19 protein-coding genes are annotated in these 20,139 nt (G+C 58.3%); 15 read left to right on the top strand and 4 right to left on the bottom strand.

The window, feature by feature from the left end:
- Nucleotides 1-11: 11 nt before the first annotated feature.
- On the bottom strand, nt 12-1,025 hold the full coding sequence (locus RD1_RS17715) for an alpha/beta hydrolase family protein (RefSeq protein WP_011569943.1): 1,014 nt from the start codon (nt 1,023-1,025) through the stop codon (nt 12-14).
- 118 nt (nt 1,026-1,143) lie between these two features.
- On the opposite strand from RD1_RS17715, the gene RD1_RS17710 reads away from it, so the two are divergent.
- Nucleotides 1,144-2,175: a helix-turn-helix domain-containing protein gene (locus RD1_RS17710; RefSeq protein WP_011569942.1), complete on the top strand. Its 1,032-nt coding sequence runs from the start codon at nt 1,144-1,146 to the stop codon at nt 2,173-2,175.
- A 41-nt stretch (nt 2,176-2,216) separates the two neighbouring features.
- Here RD1_RS17710 and RD1_RS17705 read toward each other — a convergent pair whose 3' ends face one another.
- Together RD1_RS17705 and RD1_RS17700 are read right to left on the bottom strand one after the other, a co-directional pair.
- A complete protein-coding gene (locus tag RD1_RS17705) occupies nt 2,217-2,825 on the bottom strand; it encodes a dimethylsulfonioproprionate lyase family protein (protein WP_105880279.1) in 609 nt (202 codons plus the stop codon).
- Entirely contained in the window at nt 2,822-3,709 is an 888-nt protein-coding gene (locus RD1_RS17700) for a LysR family transcriptional regulator (RefSeq protein ID WP_245897317.1), read from the bottom strand. Before RD1_RS17700 ends, RD1_RS17705 begins: the two co-directional genes overlap by 4 nt.
- A 175-nt stretch (nt 3,710-3,884) precedes the next feature.
- Here RD1_RS17700 and RD1_RS17695 point away from each other — a divergent pair, with 175 nt between their 5' ends.
- The 10 genes from RD1_RS17695 (at nt 3,885) to RD1_RS17650 (ending at nt 15,487) form a co-directional block, all read left to right on the top strand.
- Nucleotides 3,885-5,207: an NAD(P)/FAD-dependent oxidoreductase gene (locus tag RD1_RS17695; protein ID WP_011569939.1), complete on the top strand. Its 1,323-nt coding sequence runs from the start codon at nt 3,885-3,887 to the stop codon at nt 5,205-5,207.
- Nucleotides 5,208-5,274: 67 nt separating this feature from the next.
- Nucleotides 5,275-6,315 carry a polyamine ABC transporter substrate-binding protein gene (locus tag RD1_RS17690; RefSeq protein ID WP_011569938.1) on the top strand — a complete coding sequence of 347 codons (1,041 nt, stop codon included), beginning with the start codon at nt 5,275-5,277 and terminating at the stop codon, nt 6,313-6,315.
- A 67-nt stretch (nt 6,316-6,382) separates the two neighbouring features.
- Nucleotides 6,383-7,450, top strand: a complete 1,068-nt coding sequence (gene potA / locus RD1_RS17685; RefSeq protein ID WP_011569937.1) for an ABC transporter ATP-binding protein — start codon at nt 6,383-6,385, stop codon at nt 7,448-7,450.
- The gene (locus RD1_RS17680; RefSeq protein ID WP_011569936.1) at nt 7,443-8,336 is read left to right on the top strand and encodes an ABC transporter permease; all 894 of its coding nucleotides are present in this window, start codon (nt 7,443-7,445) and stop codon (nt 8,334-8,336) included. Before potA ends, RD1_RS17680 begins: the two co-directional genes overlap by 8 nt.
- Nucleotides 8,336-9,160 carry an ABC transporter permease gene (locus RD1_RS17675; RefSeq protein ID WP_044033247.1) on the top strand — a complete coding sequence of 275 codons (825 nt, stop codon included), beginning with the start codon at nt 8,336-8,338 and terminating at the stop codon, nt 9,158-9,160. The genes RD1_RS17680 and RD1_RS17675 overlap by 1 nt, the downstream gene beginning before the upstream one ends.
- 1 nt (nt 9,161) lies before the next feature.
- Nucleotides 9,162-10,778: a GMC family oxidoreductase gene (locus RD1_RS17670; RefSeq protein WP_011569934.1), complete on the top strand. Its 1,617-nt coding sequence runs from the start codon at nt 9,162-9,164 to the stop codon at nt 10,776-10,778.
- 11 nt (nt 10,779-10,789) lie between these two features.
- Nucleotides 10,790-11,890 (top strand): mandelate racemase/muconate lactonizing enzyme family protein, encoded by a 1,101-nt coding sequence (locus tag RD1_RS17665; RefSeq protein WP_011569933.1) that lies wholly within the window; start codon nt 10,790-10,792, stop codon nt 11,888-11,890.
- Between the two features lie 288 nt (nt 11,891-12,178).
- On the top strand, nt 12,179-14,551 hold the full coding sequence (locus RD1_RS17660) for a DUF1989 domain-containing protein (RefSeq protein WP_011569931.1): 2,373 nt from the start codon (nt 12,179-12,181) through the stop codon (nt 14,549-14,551).
- Nucleotides 14,548-15,039, top strand: a complete 492-nt coding sequence (locus RD1_RS17655; RefSeq protein WP_245897315.1) for a hypothetical protein — start codon at nt 14,548-14,550, stop codon at nt 15,037-15,039. The genes RD1_RS17660 and RD1_RS17655 overlap by 4 nt, the downstream gene beginning before the upstream one ends.
- Before the next feature lies 1 nt (nt 15,040).
- On the top strand, nt 15,041-15,487 hold the full coding sequence (locus RD1_RS17650) for a hypothetical protein (RefSeq protein ID WP_011569928.1): 447 nt from the start codon (nt 15,041-15,043) through the stop codon (nt 15,485-15,487).
- A 79-nt stretch (nt 15,488-15,566) separates the two neighbouring features.
- Here the strand turns inward: RD1_RS17650 and RD1_RS17645 are convergent, their stop codons facing one another.
- Nucleotides 15,567-16,196: a helix-turn-helix domain-containing protein gene (locus RD1_RS17645; protein ID WP_044033523.1), complete on the bottom strand. Its 630-nt coding sequence runs from the start codon at nt 16,194-16,196 to the stop codon at nt 15,567-15,569.
- Between the two features lie 557 nt (nt 16,197-16,753).
- On the opposite strand from RD1_RS17645, the gene RD1_RS17640 reads away from it, so the two are divergent.
- From RD1_RS17640 to RD1_RS17630, 4 genes are all read left to right on the top strand, one after another.
- On the top strand, nt 16,754-17,431 hold the full coding sequence (locus RD1_RS17640; RefSeq protein WP_011569926.1) for a sugar transferase: 678 nt from the start codon (nt 16,754-16,756) through the stop codon (nt 17,429-17,431).
- Between the two features lie 118 nt (nt 17,432-17,549).
- On the top strand, nt 17,550-19,373 hold the full coding sequence (locus RD1_RS17635; RefSeq protein ID WP_011569925.1) for an ABC transporter ATP-binding protein: 1,824 nt from the start codon (nt 17,550-17,552) through the stop codon (nt 19,371-19,373).
- A gap of 143 nt (nt 19,374-19,516) precedes the next feature.
- Nucleotides 19,517-19,657 carry a lasso RiPP family leader peptide-containing protein gene (locus RD1_RS20865; RefSeq protein ID WP_105880277.1) on the top strand — a complete coding sequence of 47 codons (141 nt, stop codon included), beginning with the start codon at nt 19,517-19,519 and terminating at the stop codon, nt 19,655-19,657.
- 194 nt (nt 19,658-19,851) lie between these two features.
- Nucleotides 19,852-20,139 carry a PqqD family protein gene (locus RD1_RS17630; protein ID WP_011569924.1) on the top strand — a complete coding sequence of 96 codons (288 nt, stop codon included), beginning with the start codon at nt 19,852-19,854 and terminating at the stop codon, nt 20,137-20,139.

Below are 20,139 nucleotides of genomic sequence, written 5' to 3'. Positions count from 1 at the left end.
CAGTATTTGGGTCAGTATCCAAGCCCGTCGGCAATTGCGTCGATCAAAAGCGCATGTGTTGCTGCGCGGTCAACTCCGGCAGGGTCTGTGCAGATCGGGTCTTCTCCTTCCTCTTCCAGCATTTGGACGGCCCCCGTTTTGCAGGTGCTCAAAAAGGTGAAATGATGCGCTGAAGCGATTTCGATGTAACGGGCATCGGGCAAGCGTCGGGCCAGATCATTGCCATTTGGCCCTACATCGGCCGCCGCCAGACGATCCGCATCGCCCAGATTGATCAACGTGATGCCGGGCAGCGCAGTGGCGAGGCTGGCAGGGTCAGCGGAGCCGCCAAACCCCGGGTCGATGATCACCGCGCCGCTGATGCGCCGGTCGCGGGTATCTGCGTCAAAGCCGGGATAGTCGGCAAACCGCACACCCCCGAGCTGGAAAAAGGTGCAATCGGCGGCCTCTGGCTCCGTTGCGCAGTTTTCATCCTGCCATGCGCCGATGAATCGCACCCCGGCCAGCCCAAGCGACGTCGCCCCCCCAAGCGAGAAACCAACGGTGCTGATCCTGTCCCGGTCGATGTGGCGCGCGAAGGCAGGATCCGCAAGGATCATGTCCAGCGCTGCCGACAGATCGGAGGCACGCGCTTCAAGATCGACAGAGCGGCGCGGTGAGCTGTCCCCGCTGGTGGAGCCGGGATGATTGACCGCAAGCACCATCGCCCCGCGATCCACCAGACCGCTTGCCAGCCAGCCCAGCGTTTGCGCATTGCCGCCCGACCCGTGGGACAGCAGGACAAGCGGGTGTTGGCCCTGCGCAACCGCAGGACCAATAAAGGCAAAGCTCGGCTCGAAAATCGGGCCGTCCCCGACAGGGGCGCGGTAGGTTGGATTGGCCGCAGGATACCAGATCGACGCTGCAACCGGGGTCGCGCGATGGGCCGCGAACAGATCAAACCGGTCATAACCGGGCAGCATATCCGCCGCGGCGGCATATGCGTGCGACAAGGACAAAAGCGACAAGAGTGCGATACGTTTCATGGGAACCTCCGTTGATGAACGTTGTTGCCCTGATGCGCCAGATCGCGCTCGGCCCGCGTCCTATATTCGGGATTGAGGTCGCCATGATCCGGATTTCGGATAAAAGGGGCTCATGCCGATGTTGCCCATACCCGCCTTCGTGGCGCTTGTTCTTGCCTATCTTGCTGTGCGTCGTTTCCTTGCGCAGGGCAGGCCGGTGCTGGTCATATTTTTGCTGGCCTGTGCCGTGCAATCCTGTCTCGTGGCGCTGGTCCATGGGTATGGTGTGGAATGGTTGCGTCCGGTCCTGCCGGTGAGTGCGGTTGCGATCCCGCCATTGGCATGGATAGCCTTTCAGGATGCCTTGATCGCGCGCTTGCCGGGGCACAAGCTGTTCCTGCATGCTGCTGCACCGGCCTTTGCGCTGTTCTGTCGCCTCTTTGCCCCCGAAACGCTGGATGTGGTCGTGCCGGCGATCTTTGCGGGCTACGGCGCTGCGATCCTCTGGCGCATCAGCACATTTTCCGACATGCCGCTCGCACGGCTGGAGGCCGCAGAAATGCCCGCCATGATCTGGAAAGTCCTCGGTTGGGCGCTGATCGGTTCTGCTCTCAGTGATGTTCTGATCGCGCTGGCTTTCATGACCGGTCACGACGGCTGGACGGGCTGGATGATCACCGCCTCGTCATCGCTCGCGCTGTTGTTGCTGGGCTTGCTCAGCGGCAGCGCGGCAGCATCTGGTGCGGAAACCGATGTGGCCGCGCCGCGCGCAGTGCCCGCGCAGGCGTTTACGGAGGAGGATCATGCAATCCTGAAGCGCCTCGAAGGGTTCCTGTCGCGAGAGCCTTTGCATCTGGACCCGAATCTGAACCTGACGCGCCTTGCACGGCGTTTGCATCTGCCGGAAAAGCGGCTGTCCGCAGCCGTCAACCGCGCCACGGGGTCCAACGTTTCACGCTATATCAATGCCTGGCGCATCCGCCATGCCTGTCGCCTGATTGAAGCAGGGTCCTCCGTCACCGATGCGATGCTGGGGAGTGGCTTCAATACCAAATCCAACTTTAACCGGGAGTTTCGCCGCGTGACCGGGGTTGCGCCATCTGCGTGGCGGGGTGGCGCGGATGCAGCACCTGCCGTGACAGAAATATCTAGATCGCGCAAATCCATGTGATAGGCGCAGCTTGCCTGCGGATCATGCAAGGCGGCGATCTTTCAGACCGAGTAAGAAGCGCCATCAATATCACCGACCCAGCCCCATAGTGCGAGCAATGGCTCATCCGACGTGATGATCCTGTGCGGCTGCTGTGATTTATGGTGCACGAAATCACCCGGTGCCCGGGGGCCGGGCGGTTCATCCTCGATGCCCCAGCAAGCGGTGCCTTTGAGGATCAGATACAACTCCGCTGCGGCGTGCTGGTGTTTGGGGTAGTGAAAACCACCCGTCTGTATCAACAGGCCAATCCGTATATCGGGGGCTGGAAACATGCCGTTTGGGCCGATCAATTCGGTGACCGCGAGCTTTTGCGCCGCTGGCTCAGGCAGTTTTCCAAACCCCGCCTGCCGCCAATGCAAATCGTCGCGACAGCCGGCCAGATGCGACATGAGATCGGACTGCGGGTCTGACAGTAGCTCAGGCAAGATGTGACAGGCTGGGACGGTTGCCGGGGGCAATGTGGGCGGGTGTGATTGATCCACAGCCAGTGCGGCACTGATGCGGCGGGCAATTTCGATGTCATGGCGGCGGACCACTGCGGCTGCGGTCTGCATGAATGCGACCAGCCGGCCAGCGGCGCGCGCAGTGGGTGTGCGCGCGCCTGTCATGCGGCGCGTTGCATGAGCGCTGAGCGGATGCGGGTATGCATTTCCAGGACCGCGCGGCCGAGCGGCAGCCCCTTTGCGGTGATCACGGCGAGGTCATTGTCGATGCGCGGAACGAACGGACGCCACACAACATTGTCCTGCAAATCCGCCTTGCCGTTGATCGGGTCAAGGATCGCGACATAGTCGCCGGCAGCCACGAGGTTGCGCGCAATTGCAAAGTAATAGGCGGTGGCGTTGCGTGTGATGACGGTGTTGCTGTCGGCCAGAAGCGTTTCAAGCTGACGGTCAATCTGGTGATCGCCGGTAATGCTGACAACGGAGCGCCCGGCAAGGGACGTGGGGTGTATCACCTCCTGCGCGGCAAGCGGGTCGTCCTTGTGAACCGCGCAGACACATTCAAAGTTGAAGATTTCCGCATGAAGCCCCGCCACCGGCACAGGCAGGTCAATGAGGCCGATATCGATCTGATGACCGGCAACCCAAGTGGCGATCTGGCGCGAGGAATGGACCTTGATATCCGTCTTGATATTGGGGTGATCTCGTTGGAACGACGCCAGCAGTTGCGGCAGAAAGTTGAACGCGAGCACACCATTCGTCGCGATGCTGATGTGACCGGTCTGGCCTGAAAGAATGCCTGCCGCGCGCTGTTCCACCAGCGAAATCGCCTGCAAGCCCTTCATGACCTCTTCATGCAGCAGCATCGCTTCGGTCGTTGGCGTGAAAAACCCGCGTTCGCGGTGAAACAGACGAAACCCGAGGTCTGCCTCGAAGTTACTGAGCGCGATGCTGACGGCGGGTTGCGTCAGGTTGAGCTTTTCAGCCGCGCGGGACACGGAACCTGCCTCGATCAAGGCGTTGAACACTTCCATGTGCCGGAGCTTCATCGTGCCCACTAGGTCGCTTTTTGCATAAGTGAATCGAATACTTTGATAATTGATTTTAAATTGATTTAATCTCTTCTTGTTTCTAACGTCAACGGGCAGATCCTTTTTCGAAAGCGTGCGCATACATCCCGCGGCGCGATTGATAAGGGCAACCGGGCGTTTGGGGGAGCGTGAGATGGCGTCGATCACGGTGTTCGGGCGGGAGTGCAAGGACAGTTCGTTCTGGCTTGACGGCTTGCCAGCGCTGCCTGTCTTGCCGGATACACCGCTGAAAACTGTCGATGTTGCCATCATCGGTTCGGGATACACGGGCATGCATGCGGCCATCGAAACGGCGCGGGCGGGGCGTTCGACCATGGTTCTGGATGCGCAAGACCCCGGCTGGGGGTGCAGCACTAGAAACGGCGGCCAGATCAGCACCAGCATCAAACCGTCCCTCGAAAAGCTGACGGCCAAATACGGGGCGGCGCGCGCGCGCGCGATCCGCAAGGAGGGGGAGGCCGCACTTGAATGGATCGGTGATTTCGTTGCGACGGAGGGGCTTGCGTGCGATTTCCTGCGCAGCGGCCGGTATCATGCCGCACATACGCCCGCCCATTACGAAGAAATCGCGCGCGGTGCAGAAACCCTGAACCGGACAGAAGGGATCGAGGCCTTTGCCGTGCCCCGTCAAGAACAGCGCCGCGAGCTTGGATCGGACACCTACCATGGAGGTGTGGTCTACCCGCGCCATGCGGCCATCAATCCGGCGAAATACCATCGCGGCCTGTTGGCTTTGGCGCAGGCAGCCGGGGCGCATATCGTCGGGCATTGTGCGGTAACTCAAATCAGGCGAGACGCTTCCGGTTTTGTACTCGCGACCGCAAAAGGGCAGGTGTGCGCGCGCGATGTGGTCGTGGCAACCAACGGCTACACAGGCGGCGTGACCCCGTGGTTGCAGCGCCGCGTCATTCCGATTGGCAGCTATGTGATCGCAACGGAACCCTTGCCGCGGGACCTCGTGCGCGAGCTTTTCCCGACCTTCCGGATCGCCAGCGATACGCGCAAGGTCATCTATTATTATCGCCCGTCACCGGATGGCACACGCGTGCTCTTTGGAGGGCGTGTGTCTGCCAATGAAGCCGATGCCGCAGTCAGCGGGCCAAAACTCTTTGCCGATATGTGTCGGATCTTTCCACAACTTGCGCCATACGGGATCACCCATTCATGGACAGGGCAGGTGGCCTATACGTTCGATGAACTTGCTCACACCGGCACGCATGATGGGGTGCATTATGCCATGGGCTACTGTGGGTCGGGTGTTTCCATGGCCAGCTATCTGGGCAAACGGCTGGGGCAAAAGGTCCTCGGCAAGCCGGAAGGGGTAACGGCCTTTGATGGTCTGACGCACCCGACGCGCCCGTTTTATACCGGGAAGCCGTGGTTCCTGCCTGCGACCGTTGCATGGTATCGCAGACAGGACCGGATTGAGAGTGAACGTGCCGCTGCATCATCTTAGGGCAAGAAGGCGCGGCGGCCATGATGCCGAGTCGCCCCGCAAAACGAAAACAACAAGGAGGAAAATCATGAAAAGAACACTTGGTTTGACACTGGCCGCAACATTGCTGAGCACCGCCGCGCATGCACAGGAAAAGACCGTTACGGTTGCATCGTGGGGCGGGTCATATCAGGAGGCGCAAAGCAAAGCGCTCTTTGAACCGGCGGCTGCAAACACGGGCATCGTGGTGAAACAGGAAACCTATGGCGGCATGTCTGACGTGCGCCTGCAGGTTTCATCCGGTGCCGTGTCCCTTGATATTGTGGCCAGCGGGTCAGGTTCTGCCGCGCGTGCCGCTGCTGAGGGGCTTCTGGAGAAGCTTGATTACAGCGTGATTGATGTCTCGAATTTCTACGAGGGCCTCTACACGGATTACTGTGTCGGTGGGGATGTGTTTTCCACCGTCTATGCGTGGAACACGCAAACCTACGGCGATGACGGCCCACAAAGCTGGGCGGACTTTTTCGATGTGGAAAAATTCCCGGGAAAGCGTGCGTATCGCAACAGGGTCGCCGGCGCGCTTGAGCCTGCCATGATGGCGCTGGGCGTGGCACCTGAGGATGTTTACAAGGAGCTGGATTCTGAAGAAGGGATCGAACGCGCGCTGGACAAAATCCGCGAGCTCAAGCCGAACATCGACGTGTTCTGGTCCTCCGGTGCACAACAGGCACAGCTTATGAAGGACGGTGAGGTTGACATGACCACCGGCTGGAACGGGCGGTTTGACAATGCCGCCAAGGACGGTGCGCAGGTCAAATACAGCTTCAATCAGGCGCTGTTGGATTACGACTGTTTTGCAATCCCGCTTGGTGCGCCCAACAAGGATGTGGCGATGGAATTCCTCGCCGAGATCTCAAAACCTGAGTATCAGGATGATCTGCCTACCTACATTACCTACGGTCCCACCAATAAAGCCGCCTATGAAACCGGTGTGATCACGGCGGAAATGGCGGCGGGCCTGCCATCCTCGCCTGAAAATGCCGCGATGCAGCTGCCGGTTTCGTTGGAATGGTACGCAAAGTGGGAAACCATCGCGGATGAGATGTATCAGGAAATGCTGACTGAGTGATCACAGTCGCCCATACCATGATCTGCGGGCCGTATCGCGGCCCGCAGAATGACCTGAGGAACAGAATTTGAACAACGCACTGCCCATCACGGCCCGGCATGTGACCAAAACCTACGGGTCGGTGCATGCGCTTGATGACGTGTCGCTGGATGTCAAAAGCGGCGAATTCCTGACCCTGCTGGGGCCATCGGGTTCCGGGAAAACCACGCTGTTGATGGTTCTGGCGGGGTTCACACGTCCCGACAGCGGCAGTCTGAAATTCGGCGACGAAGAGGTCATCCGCACCGCCCCCCACCTGCGCGGTGTGGGCATGGTGTTTCAGAACTATGCGCTCTTTCCGCATATGACCGTGGCCGGGAATGTGGGCTATCCGCTCAGGCTGCGTAAAACACCTGCGGCTGAAATCGCGCGGCGGGTCGAAGAGGCACTGGAGACGGTGCAACTGGGCGGTTTCGGGGCGCGGCGCATTGATCAACTCTCCGGCGGGCAAAAACAGCGCGTCGCACTGGCGCGTTCCATCGTGTTTGAGCCGCGCATCCTGTTGATGGACGAACCCCTGTCTGCGCTGGATAAAAAACTGCGCGATCAGATGCAGATCGAATTGCGCAGCCTGCACGAAAAGCTGGGCATGACGACCGTCTATGTGACCCATGATCAGCGGGAAGCGCTGACGATGTCGGACCGCATTGCGGTGGTAAACCACGGCAAGATCATGCAACTGGCCACGCCACGGCAGCTCTATGATTTTCCGGCCAACCGGTTCGTGGCGGATTTCATTGGTGATTCCACCTTTTTGCCGGTGGAGCGGCGGGGCAATCAGATCACATATGCCGGGATGGCGCTGAAATACGCGGGCGATGTGCCATCTGCAGGGCCGCTGCTGTTGATGATCCGCCCGGAACGGCTGCGCCTTGCTGCGGCATCTGAGACTGCGAATGTTTTTCAGGCCAGCGTGTCCAATGTCGTTTATCAGGGCGACAGCTACCTGATGTATGCAACGCTTGCCGATGGCACCGACATCAGCCTGCGGGGCGGTGTCCGTGGCGATATCGTCGCGCATTTGCCAAGCGTTGGTGATCCGGTCGCCCTGTCGCTTGAAGCGGCCGATACTGTGTTGATCAGCGCTGATGACTGACGCGTCCCTCGATCCCCATCAATGCGAAGGCTTGCGGCGGGACGGCGCGCTGGAGCGGCTGAAGCTCTTTGGTCTCAGTTCGCCTGCGCTGTTGATGGTGCTGGTTGTTCTGGTAATCCCGTTGGGGTGGCTGTTCTATGTCTCCTTCATCGGGGCGGACGGGCAATTTTCGCTGGAAAACTACGAACGCATGATCAAGCGCAAATCCTATTCCAGGATTTTCGTGACGACCTTTCAGGTCAGCCTGCTGACCACGGGCTTGTGCATTCTGATCGGCTATCCTCTGGCCTATTTCATGTCACAACTGCCAAACCGCTGGGCAAACCTTGCCTTGATCACGGTGCTGGTGCCGTTCTGGACATCGCTGTTGGTGCGGACATATGCGTGGCTGGTGCTTTTGCAAAAGCAGGGGCTGGTCAACCAATGGGCCATTTCGCTGGGGCTTTGGGACGAGCCGATCAAGATGGTTCACAATATGACGGGCACCCTAATCGGAATGGTGCATATCATGCTGCCTTTCCTGATCCTGCCCGTCTACAACGCGATGAAGGCGATTGACCACGACTACCTCAAGGCCGCCGCCAATCTCGGCGCGAGCCCACGCCGCGCGTTCTGGACGGTGTTCTTTCCGCTGTCGATCCCGGGGCTGTTGGCCGGGTCGTTGATGGTGTTCATCTTGTGCCTTGGGTTCTTTGTAACCCCTGCCGTTCTTGGCGGCGGCAAGGTGATCATGGTGTCGATGAAGATCGTGTCCAATATCGAGTTATTCGTGAACTGGGGCGCTGCGAGCGCGCTGGGTGTTGTGCTTCTGGTGTTGACGGTCGGCATCCTTTGGCTGGCGTCGCGTTTCGTCAACCTGCGCAGTGTAACGGGGGGCGGGCATTGATGCTGAAGTGGTTGAACAGCCGCGCCTCTGAGACCCAGGTCACGCATGGTCAGCGCCTGTGGCTCTATGTTTTTGCCGTGATCGTGATGCTGCTTTTGGTGGCACCGACGCTCATCGTCATCCCGATGTCATTCTCGGAATCCCAATATCTGGAATTCCCGCCTGAAACATGGTCCTTGCGCTGGTATCGCAACTATTTCGGCTCACCTGAATGGATGCAGGCCACGGCCACATCGCTCAAGGCGGCGGTTCTGACCATGCTGGTGGCGACGCCGGTCGGGGTGTTTGCCGCCTATGGCTTGCATACCTCCCGCGTGCGCTTTGTGCGGCTGGCCTATCTGATGCTGATCACCCCGATGATGGTGCCGGTGGTGTTGGTGGCGATCGGTGCATTTTATGTCTTTGTTCAGATCAAACTGCTTTATACCCTCACCGGCCTTGTTCTGGCGCATTCGGTGCTGGCTTTGCCGCTCGTGGTGATCGTGACGGGTTCTGCGCTCAAGAGCTATGACATGAATCAGGAACTTGCCGCGCGCAGCCTTGGGGCGCCGCGGTGGAAGGCGTTCTTGACCATCACCGTCCCGCAAATCCGCTTTGCCATCGTGACGGCGGCGCTCTTGGCGTTCCTGACGTCCTTTGACGAGGTGGTGGTGGCAATGTTCATTTCGGGCGGGGACAACCCGACCCTGACGCGCAACATGTTCAACGCGCTGCGTGATCAGATCGACCCGACGATTGCCGCGATCTCAACGATCATGATCATCATTACCTCTCTGATGATGATCCTTGCGCAGATCTTTGGGCGCAACCCGTCGGATAAGTAGTTTGGATACCGTGGACTATGTCATTGTCGGTGCAGGGTCAGCAGGCTCGGTCCTTGCCAACCGCCTGACGAAAAGCGGCAGATATACCGTGCTGCTGCTGGAGGCGGGGGGAACCGACAGAAACCTGTGGGTCCAAATGCCCATCGGCTATGGCAAGATTTACCATGACGCACGGGTCAATTGGAAATATAACACCGAACCCAATGCGCAGCTTGAGGGTCAGCGATCCTATTGGCCGCGCGGCAAGGTGCTGGGTGGGTCCAGTTCGATAAACGCCATGGTCTATGTACGCGGGCACCCGCGCGATTATGCCGAATGGGAGGCGGTCGCCCCGGGCTGGGGTTGGGATGACGTGGCCCCGCTGTTTCGGCGCATGGAAGACTGGGACGGCCCGCCAGACCCGGCGCGCGGCACGGCGGGCCCTCTGGCGGTGCATGATGTGTGGGGCGAGGTGCACCCGCTGACCCATGCCTATCTGCGCGGCGCTGAGCAGGCGGGTATCCCCCCAAACCGCGACTATAACGCGGGCGAGATGGAGGGTGCGAGTTGCTATCAGATCAATACCAAAGGGGGCCTGCGCGCCTCTGCCGCGCGCAGTTACCTGAGACCTGCGAGAAAGCGTGCGAATTTGGACATTCGCACCCGTGCCCATGCCACGCGCGTTTTGTTCGAGGGCAAGCGTGCGGTGGGGGTCGAATACCGGCAAGAGGGCCAAATCAGAACCGTAAGGGCACGCGCCGAAGTGATCCTGTCGGGGGGGGCCATCGGCTCACCGCAGATCCTGCAACTGTCGGGGGTTGGTCCGGGCGCCGTGTTGCAGGCGCAAGGCTTAGAAATCGTGCAGGATGCCCCCGCAGTTGGGCAGAACCTGCAGGATCATCTGGGTATTGATCACCTCTACCGCGCCCGTGTGCCGAGCCTTAATCAGCAGCTGCGCCCCCTGCCGGGCAAGATCAGGGCGGCGTTGCAATACGCGCTGAAGCGCAAAGGGCCGCTGTCGCTCAGCCTCAATCAGGGGGGCGGGTTCATGCGCCTGTTCGACACATCGACGGGGCCTGACCTGCAGCTTTATTTCTCGCCGCTCAGCTACGCACGCGCGCCTGTTGGCGTGCGCCCGCTGATGAGCCCGGACCCGTTTCCCGGCTTTCTGATGGGGTTCAACCCGTGCAAGCCGACAAGCGTCGGGTATTTGCAGATCCAATCGCCCGACCCGATGGTCGCCCCTTTGATATACCCCAACTATCTGGACACGGCACAGGATCGTGCGCTGATGCTGGCCGGGATCAAATTGATCCGCGAGATCGCTGCGACCCCGGCGATGCAGGCGGTGATCGAAAGTGAAGATTTGCCCGGCGAAGCATGCACGCGCGACGAAGACATCGCTGCCTATATCCGGGAAAAATCATGGACAGTCTTTCACCCCTGCGCGACCTGTCGGATGGGAATGGACCCCGCCGCATCAGTGGTTGACCCGAGGCTGAAGGTGCACGGGGTCGAAGGCCTCAGAGTGGCAGATGCTTCCATCTTTCCAACCATCCCGACCGGCAACACAAACGCCCCCGCGATCATGGTGGGAGAGAAAGCATCCGACCTTATTCTTGCCGATGCCAAACCCTGAAAGGATATCAGATGAAGCTGAAAGCGATTGAGACCTTTACCAATGACGCCGTGGGTTTCGTGCGCGTCACAACGCAGGACGGGGCGCAGGGGTGGGGGCAGGTGTCGACCTATCACGCTGACATCACCTGCACGGTCTTGCATCGGCAGGTCGCGCCCTGGATGCTGGGTCAGGACATCACCGATCTGGATGACCTGCTCGATATCGTGACGGAACGCGAGCATAAATTCCCCGGCTCCTATCTGCGCCGTGCCATGGCCGGTGTGGATACAGCGATCTGGGATTTGCGCGGCAAGCAACAGGGCAAACCTGTCGCTGAAGTGCTGGGTGGCACACCGGGGTTGATCCGCGCCTATGCCTCCTCCATGAAGCGCGACATCACGCCGAGGGACGAAGCGGAGCGGCTGAAAAGGCTGCGCGATACACAAGGCTTTACCGCTTTTAAAGTGCGTGCCGGGGCGGAGGTCGGGCGCAACAGGGATGAATGGCCCGGCCGCACAGAAGAGATCATCCCCACCATGCGCCGTGAATTGGGCGATGATGTGGATCTGCTGATCGACGCCAATAGCTGCTATACGCCCGACCGCGCGATCGAAGTGGGCCATATGTTGCAGGATCATGGCTTTTGCCACTTTGAGGAACCCTGCCCCTATTGGGAACTGGCGCAGACAAAGCAGGTGACCGACGCGCTGGACATTGACGTGACCGGGGGAGAACAGGACTGCGATCTGCCAACATGGCAGCGCATGATCGACATGCGGGCGGTGGATATCGTGCAACCCGATATCCTTTATCTCGGGGGTATCTGTCGCACGCTCAGGGTTGTGGAGATGGCGCGGGCGGCCGGCTTGCCGGTCACGCCGCATTGCGCGAACTGGTCGCTTGTGACGTTGTTTACCATGCACCTTTTGCGCGCCATTCCCAATGCCGGGAAGTATCTGGAGTTTTCAATCGAGGGGCCGGACTATTATCCATGGCAAGAGGGGCTGTTTGTTAAAACACCCTATGAAATCGAAGACGGGCATGCCCGTGTCACGGATGCGCCCGGTTGGGGTGTCGAGATATCGCCGGAGTGGTTGGCCCGGTCGCAATATCAATCGAGCGAAATTTAATGACGATACTGTGTTTGGTTAACATGTTGCGAATCGCGCGTTGTTGTTCTTGTGATGGGTGCCATTGATCGCCCGCGTGTGCTCTGGACCAACGCCGTGATGGGGTTTGCGCATTGCGCAAGGGGGGCGCAAAACAGCCGCGCCGCTGAGGACCGGGCAACACAGGCCGTGATGCAACGAAAACGCCTGCGAATATGTTAAAATGCTTGCAGAAACTGCGCCACAGGTTTATTCGTAGGAATAAATATTTATTCCGGTCGTGCAAAAATAGCTGGGAGACTGCGCGTTATGCTTGATGAGATTTATTCAAAGGTGCGCCCGGGGCCACCGTCGCCCAGCAAAATCTATGTACCGTCGCAGTTTACCTTGCCCCCCGGGACGGAGCGTTACGTGGTCGAGGGCATGGGCGCGGTTTTGATACCCGTCTTTGCGGGCGATACGGTATCCCTGACCAATGACGAAGGTGCGCAGGTCTGCGAAGTCATTGCAGCGGGAAAAGGGGGCAAGATCGACCCGGCGATCCTGAATGCGCCAGCCAATGCACAGGCCGAAGGGCTGCGCCGCTTGTTGGTAAGCAGTGATCAATCCCTGCGCGGGCTGCGCATGGGTCTTGATGCGCGCGGTATCGACCTTGCAGATGCGCCAGCCTTGCAGATATTCGCCAGCGACACGCCCGCCGGAACGCAGGAAAGCCTGCGGGTGGCGCGTGACGGCAGCCTGATCATCGCAGCGCCGGGCGAACCGATGGACCTCGAGCGTCAGAACACAAGCACACCGATCACCGTGATGGTCAAACGCGCCATCATCAAGCCGCACACCAGCTTTGAACTGCCGGACCCGCTTGCCGACCCGGTAGATGACATTCGCGTCCACACCCAAACCGCGGAGGCCTATTTCGTCAAGGCCGGGGACTACATTCAGATCATTGATGTGGATGGCAGGCAGTGCACGGATTTCGAGTGTTTCTCGGCCCGCAAGCTCGACAAGGGGATCGAACATGCCCTGGACGTGACGACCACGCGCACGCTGATGGAGCATGCCTATCCGATGCCGGGATTGCACGCGAAATACTATGATCAGGAAATGCTGCCGCTGGTTGAGGTCGTACAGGACACCTGCGGGCGCCATGATGCCTTTGCATTGGCTTGCTCGGCGAAATACTATGATGATATCGGCTATCCCGGCCATGTGAATTGTTCGGAAAACTTCAATGCGGCGCTGGCCAAGTTCAACGTGACGGGCCGCCCGGGTTGGATGGCGATCAACTTCTTCTTCAACACCTTTCTGGATGAGCACGGGGTGATGTATTCGGATGAGCCGTGGTCCCGCCCCGGTGATTACGTGCTGCTGCGGGCGCTGACCGATATCGTCTGCGTCTCATCTGCCTGCCCGGATGACACGTCTGCCGCAAACGGATGGAACCCGACCGATATCCATGTCCGCACCTACTCTGGAAAAGAGAAATTTCAACGCGCGATTGCGTATCGTCCCACCCCTGAAGCAGAGCCAAAAATGACAAAACAAACCGGATTTCACGATAGCTTTGCCAAGCACACACGTAACTTCATCGAATACAATGGCTATTGGTTGGCCAATTGTTTTGCCGAGGCCGGACCGATTGAGGAATACCACGCCTGCCGCCAGAAATGCGTGATCATGGACCTCAGCCCCTTGCGCAAATTCGAGATTATGGGACCCGATGCCGAAGCGCTGTGCCAGTATATCTTTACCCGCAACATGAAGACCCTGGCCGTGGGCGGGGTTGTCTATACCGCGATGTGCTACGAACACGGCGGGATGATTGACGATGGCACGGTGTTCCGGCTGGCCAAGGACAATTTCCGCTGGATTGGCGGCAGCGACTATGGCGGTGAATGGATCAGGGAGCAGGCTGAGAAACTTGGCCTCAAGGTTCTGATACGTTCGTCCACCGATCAGTTGCACAACGTGGCGGTTCAGGGCCCTGAAAGCCGCGATCTGCTGCGCAAGCTCGTCTGGACAGCGCCCCACAATCCGGAGTTCGACCAGCTTGGATGGTTCCGCTTTACACCGGCGCGCCTGCGCGATGAAACCGGCACGCCCTTTGTTGTTTCACGGACGGGGTATACCGGTGAATTGGGTTATGAGGTGATGTGTCATCCCAAGGACTGCGCAGAGATTTTCGATGCCATCTGGGAGGCCGGGCAGGCGCATGGGATCAAACCCATGGGGCTTGAGGCCCTTGACATGGTGCGCATCGAAGCGGGCCTGATTTTCGCAGGCTACGACTTTTCCGACCAGACCGACCCCTTTGAGGCGGGCATCGGGTTTACTGTGCCGTTGAAGTCAAAAACGGATGATTTCATTGGCCGCGATGCGCTGATCCGGCGCAAGGAAAACCCGATGCGCAAGCTGGTCGGCCTTGAGATCGACAGCAATGTGGATGTGGGCCACGGCGATTGCCTGCACGTGGGCCGCGCGCAGGTCGGGGAAGTGACCTCGTCCATGCGCTCCCCGCTTCTGGGCAAGAACATCGCCCTGGCGCGCGTTGACGTGGCCCATGCCGTTGCGGGCACAGCACTTGAGGTGGGCAAACTGGATGGCCACCAGAAACGTCTGCCTGCGGTAATTGCGCCCAATGTTGCGGCCTATGACCCCGGCAAGGAACGCCCGCGCTCGTGACGCGCTTCATCTGTGATCAAATCGCGGGTCAATCGCAGCAGCAGCGGCACCATGCGGGAAACGGCATTGTCGCTGCCCAACGCTGGCGCGGTGGCGCACCGATGAAGGCGATCAGCACCTTGTGCGCCGTGGCGATCGCGGTTTTTGCTGCGCTGCCAGCCACGGCACAGGCGGTCAAGCTGAAGGCGTATGAGATAGAGATCCTGCTGTCTGGGAACACTGTGTTTGGCCAATGGGACGGTGTTGAGTACCGTCAGTTTTTTGGCGAAGCGGGAGAGACCATTTTCGCATCGTCAGACGCAGGTTCGCTGCAAGGGGACTGGCGCGTAGATGCGCAGCGTGACGAACTCCAGAGCATCTGGCGCAATGCTCCGGAGTGGAAAAGCTGGTTCGTGATGGAATGGGACGGTGATTTCTACTGGGTCAGTAAATCAACCCCGCCGACACCTTTCCGCGTCGAAGAAGGAAACCAGATGGTCAGCGAATAGCATGCGCCATCGGGTTTGCCGTCTCATTTGCCTTCTTGTCGCAGCGTGCATTGGTGGCGCGTCACTGGCCGATGGTTTTTGCGCCGCGCTTGAGGAATACGAGACGTCTGAACAAGGCGATCTGTCGCTTTTTGATGCGGCGGGTCTGGATACTGACCCTGTCTGCGGGGCGTCGCGGGCGCTCTCCGGTTCAGTGTCCAACCACTGCTACTGGGCGTTTCCCTATCGCGCATCACAAAGTCATCTGGCCTTTGACGCCATGGTAAAACGCGTCGCGCTCTGTGCCGATGGCAACGCCCGGGCTGATGGTGATGCTGGGGTCAACCACCCCGACAGCTACGATTTGCGTCGCTTTACGGTCGGAGGCAATATCGTGGATGTGTCGCTCAAGGACAAAGCCGCCTTGCAACAAACAATCGTGTTTCTGCGTGTGTCCGGCGCGCCGTGACGCCAGATTGATGCCCGACGTTACCAGCGGTATCCCTCAAGGCCACGCGGCAGAATGGATCATCCGGCCCGCGCGGTGCCTACTTGTTCTGCGGGTAACTGATGATGGCCAGATAGCGCGCCGGTAGTTTGATCAGCTTTTCCGGGCCGTGAGGGGCATCCGCATCGAAGAAAAGCGTATCCCCCGGTTTGAGAGGGTGCACATCGTCACCGTGACGATAGTCAACCTGGCCTTCCAGCATGTAAATGGTCTCAATCCCGCCATGCATGAACGTGGGAAAAACGTCAGATTCGGCCGTGAGCGTGATCAGGTAGGGTTCGACAATAACGCCGGACGCATTCGAGCCGATATGTCCCAGCAGGTTATACTGGTGGTTAGCGCGGGTGCCTTCGCGATCAATTTCAACGCCTTCGCCGGCGCGGGTGTGTACAGCGACCCGGCTTTCCTCAAAGCGTCGGAAGAAGCTGGTCAGCGGCACGGAAAGGGCGTGTGCCAGCGTTTGAAGCGTCGTCAGCGATGGCGAGGTGTTGCCGTTCTCGATTTTGGAGAGCATCCCGATGGATATACCGGTCAAGGCCGATAACTCGGCGACCGTGATGCCATGTTGCTTACGATGGCCGCGTACTTCCCGGCCAATCGCCACTTCGAGAACTTTTTCACGCTCGCCCTCGCGGATGCTGTGCGGGTTCTGCGCCAGTTTGACTGCCATATCGTGACTGGTTTTTTCAATATTCACAGCTGAGGCGCTTTCTCTTTTATCCCGGCACAAGGTGTCTTTCAGACGAATGGGCCCTGCACCAGACTAGCCATAATTTTCCTGTGATTGCAAAAACTACTATCACGGGTAAACAAACCCAGTGGTCGTATCGTATCTTTTCAGGGGTACCTATCCGTTTGGTCAACCTCAGCTTCGATTGGATTGTGGGCTTGCATCTGTCTTGTGACACCACACAGGACGTTGCTCAAAACGGTGCGGTGAAGGAACTGAACAGAACATGATGTCGCGACCTCTTGCAGCCTTGGATTGACCGAATCACCGAGGTCCGCCGCCGCCGCATACCGCTGCGCGCACCAGACCTACGCGCCCGCTGGGTTCCCAAACGTGTCCAATCGGGCCCATTGACGTAAAATTAACCACTACCTATGCGGGAAACTGCTAATATTTGAGTTTTGGCAACTTTTCGCTTTCGTTTGACTTAAAATTGGCCGAAAAAAGGTTAAGGATTAGTTAAGTTCTTTAAATGCATGTTTAGGGAGACGGTGATTATGGCGATGTTCCACTCTGCTGAAGTCAAAAAGCTTGAGCACTTTGAAGAAGCCCGTGACGGCTTCGCCCCCTACAAAAAAGCCGGAAAGCGTGTTTTTGATCTGGTGCTGGCTTTGGCTCTGATGCCGGTGCTGGTGCCGTTGATTGCCGTTTTGTGGGTTTTGACAAAGCGGGACGGTGGCAGCGGTTTCTTCGGACACAGACGGGTGGGGCGCAATGGCAAGGTATTCCGGTGCTGGAAGCTGCGCACCATGGTGGTGGATGCAGAAACAAAACTGCGCGAGCATCTGAGGGACAACCCCGCCGCCGCCGAGGAATGGGCGAGAGATCACAAACTGGATGATGACCCCCGCATCACCCGGTTGGGGCGTTTCCTGCGCAAAACCAGCCTCGATGAATTGCCGCAAATCTGGAACGTGATCCGCGGCGAGATGAGCTTCGTCGGTCCACGCCCCATCGTGCGCGTTGAATTGCATAAATACGGAACGCACCGCCCTGTCTATTTGTCGATGACACCGGGCATCACGGGGCTTTGGCAGGTGTCTGGCCGCAATGACGTGACCTATGATGAGCGTGTGAACTTCGACGTGGAATACGCCAAGGACATATCGCTGCTGACAGACCTGCGACTGATCGCAAAGACCGGCCTGTCTGTTGTGGGCGCGACGGGTCGGTAGAGGATACTTCGACTGATCACCCGCCTGCCCAAAAACGACCGCATGAGACCCAATTGAATTTGCCTGTGGTATTGCCGGTTCGACGGTTTTAAACAGACCGTCGAAAGGTTTAACACAGATGTCGGCCCAATCTCCTTCCATCTCCGGTAAGATCGAACGCTACTTTTCCCTGTGGCGCAAAGTCATCGCGCTGCTGAAGTACAGCAGCAAGCGACTGGGCATCTTTGTTTTCGTGGCGGCATTGCTGGAAATCATGCTGGCACTTGGCGCGCTGCTGGCCATCAAGCTCGCCGTTGACGATATCACCCAATCTGCAAATTCAGGCGATGGTGTCGATATGGGCCGCGTTCTGGCGGCAATCTCGATCGTACTGGGGTTGTTTTTGGCTGGCCGTATCATGCATTCGGTGGCGAATTATTATCGCGCAGCCCAAGGGTTCGTCGTCAGCGACTACGTGAACAGAGCCATTCAGGAACGCGCGGTCGCGGCTGACCTGAGCTTTTACGACAGCGCGCTTTACTACGACAGTCTTGAGCGCGCGCGACAGGCAGGTGCACAGCGCCCCGCACAGGTCATCGCCAATGCGCTGAACGTGTTTCGGGGCGGCATGATGCTCGCAGGTATTGCGGTTGTCCTCTTCATCGTTGAATGGCGGTTGTTGCCCATCAGTCTGATCGCGGTTGGTTTGATGCTGGTTGTGCAGGTGCGGTTTACCCGGCAGCGGTTTTTGCTCCAACGCCGGCTTGTGCAAAAGGAACGCCACGCTTCCTATGCGGATTGGCTGATGACATCGCAGCCCTTCGCCAAGGAAATCAGGCTATGGGATATTGGCGCGTATCTGCGCGCGCAATACATGAATATCCGCAAGGTCGTGCGCAAGGATTACCTCGCGATTGAGCGCCGGAAATCCATTGCGGAAAGCCTCGTGTCGGTCGTGGGGACGCTGGTGGTTTTTGCGTCTGCTGCGTTCATTCTGTACCGGTTTTCCACAGGGCAGGCACAGCTTTCGGACCTTATCATGGTGGTGCTGCTCCTGGTGCGGGCGGAAACCGCTGGCCGGGATTTCGTGATGAGTCTGTCGCGTCTTTATGACGATCAATTGTTCCTGAACCAGCTCTTTGTATTTCTTGAACTGAAACCCGTCATGGCGAAGGGCGAGGTGGCGCAACCGCTCCCGGCGCAGGCGAAAGAAGGTGTTGCGCTCGAACATGTGACTTTCTCTTATCCGACCTCGGAGCAGCCGGCTTTGGAGGATGTGTCGCTGCGCATCAGGCCGGGGCAGTTCACGGCACTTGTCGGGGGCAACGGGTCGGGGAAAACCACGCTGATCAAGCTTTTGTGCCGCCTTTATGACCCGCAGGAAGGCAGTGTGACCTATGATGGCGTGAATGTTCAGGCATTCGACCCGGTCGCCTACCGCAAACAGTTCAGCGTGATTTTTCAGGACTTCGTTCAATTCGCCTACACCGGGCGTGATAACATTCGGCTGGCGGATCTGGGCCGGGACGGGAACGACGCGCGGCTGCATGATGTTGCGCGACTGACCGGCGCGCATGAGGTTCTCGAAGAACTGCCGCATGGCTATGACACGGTTCTGTCGCGCATGTTCGATGGTGGTGTTGAGCTTTCGGGGGGGCAGTGGCAGAAAATAGCGCTCTCCAGAGCGATGTTCCCCGAATCGAAATTCATCATTCTGGATGAACCAACCAGTGCCATCGACCCGAATGCGGAGGCGGAACTGTTTGACGGCTTCCGTGACAAGCTGGAAGGGCGCGGTGCCCTTGTGATCAGCCACAGGCTGTCGACGATCCGACAGGCAGACTATACTTACGTGCTAGACAACGGTAAAATTGTCGAAGAAGGCACCCACGCGCAACTTATTGGTCAAAATGGGCGCTATGCCGAAATGTTTGAACGGCAGGGGCGTGGCTACCGAAGCTAGACGCTACGTGTTAAACTTTAGGCATGGCGCAGTTTTTAGGCGGAAAACCGACAAATCCTGAGAATAAGCCTTGAGAATTGCTCTGTAAGACCGATATAGTTAATACGCGTTAACTATTTCTGGTTAATATTTAAGGAGAAGTCATGACTAAAGCTGTATACGAAGCGCCTGTACTGCGCTCGCATGGCAAAGTTGAGGCCGTAACAAAAGGTGGTTCCACAGGTTCCAGCCTTGACGCGGCATTCCCAGCTGGCACGCCATTCACAGACTTGACACTGTCCTAAGCGACAGGTCGGGCGTCCTTGTGGCGTCAGTCTAATATAACTCCGCCGGAGTCCGGGTGAACCGGTCTCCGGCATTTTTTTGGATGTTTCAGGAACGCTGTTTTTTGGTTTACGCCATCCCTTTTTCAAGCGATCTTTAAGCGTGTTCTGTTTCTGGTGTCGTACACCAAATATAATTAAAGTGGATCGGCCTTATGGTATCTGAAAATTGTTATGTCGCGCAGTCTGATGTGGTGGATTGCGATATTGGCGGGGACAGGGCGTTGCTGCATCTCCAGACCAACACCTATTTCACGATGAATGCGACCGCGTCGGCCTTGTGGCTGGGCTTGTCCGAACCTAAGTCTTTGAATGAGATGGTTCAGATTGTGACAGAAAAATTCGATGTGACGGATGATCAGTGCAGAGCAGACATCGAAACCCTTGTGGGTCAGATGGTTGAGGCGAATGTGGTCAAGGTCGTGGCGGATGAGGCCAAGTGA

Origin of the sequence: Roseobacter denitrificans OCh 114, from assembly GCF_000014045.1 — a bacterium.
GTDB lineage: Bacteria > Pseudomonadota > Alphaproteobacteria > Rhodobacterales > Rhodobacteraceae > Roseobacter > Roseobacter denitrificans.
This window is presented reverse-complemented; position numbering and strand designations above follow the sequence as displayed.

Coding starts and splice junctions, on each gene's coding strand:
- RD1_RS17630 (WP_011569924.1), top strand. CDS start 19,852: ATGGTATCTGAAAATTGTTATGTCGCGCAGTCTGATGTGGTGGATTGC.
- RD1_RS17700 (WP_245897317.1), bottom strand. CDS start 3,709: ATGAAGCTCCGGCACATGGAAGTGTTCAACGCCTTGATCGAGGCAGGT.
- RD1_RS17640 (WP_011569926.1), top strand. CDS start 16,754: ATGGCGATGTTCCACTCTGCTGAAGTCAAAAAGCTTGAGCACTTTGAA.
- RD1_RS17710 (WP_011569942.1), top strand. CDS start 1,144: ATGTTGCCCATACCCGCCTTCGTGGCGCTTGTTCTTGCCTATCTTGCT.
- RD1_RS17635 (WP_011569925.1), top strand. CDS start 17,550: ATGTCGGCCCAATCTCCTTCCATCTCCGGTAAGATCGAACGCTACTTT.
- RD1_RS17680 (WP_011569936.1), top strand. CDS start 7,443: ATGACTGACGCGTCCCTCGATCCCCATCAATGCGAAGGCTTGCGGCGG.
- RD1_RS20865 (WP_105880277.1), top strand. CDS start 19,517: ATGACTAAAGCTGTATACGAAGCGCCTGTACTGCGCTCGCATGGCAAA.
- RD1_RS17660 (WP_011569931.1), top strand. CDS start 12,179: ATGCTTGATGAGATTTATTCAAAGGTGCGCCCGGGGCCACCGTCGCCC.
- RD1_RS17690 (WP_011569938.1), top strand. CDS start 5,275: ATGAAAAGAACACTTGGTTTGACACTGGCCGCAACATTGCTGAGCACC.
- RD1_RS17650 (WP_011569928.1), top strand. CDS start 15,041: ATGCGCCATCGGGTTTGCCGTCTCATTTGCCTTCTTGTCGCAGCGTGC.
- RD1_RS17715 (WP_011569943.1), bottom strand. CDS start 1,025: ATGAAACGTATCGCACTCTTGTCGCTTTTGTCCTTGTCGCACGCATAT.
- RD1_RS17705 (WP_105880279.1), bottom strand. CDS start 2,825: ATGACAGGCGCGCGCACACCCACTGCGCGCGCCGCTGGCCGGCTGGTC.
- RD1_RS17665 (WP_011569933.1), top strand. CDS start 10,790: ATGAAGCTGAAAGCGATTGAGACCTTTACCAATGACGCCGTGGGTTTC.
- RD1_RS17675 (WP_044033247.1), top strand. CDS start 8,336: ATGCTGAAGTGGTTGAACAGCCGCGCCTCTGAGACCCAGGTCACGCAT.
- RD1_RS17645 (WP_044033523.1), bottom strand. CDS start 16,196: ATGGCAGTCAAACTGGCGCAGAACCCGCACAGCATCCGCGAGGGCGAG.
- RD1_RS17695 (WP_011569939.1), top strand. CDS start 3,885: ATGGCGTCGATCACGGTGTTCGGGCGGGAGTGCAAGGACAGTTCGTTC.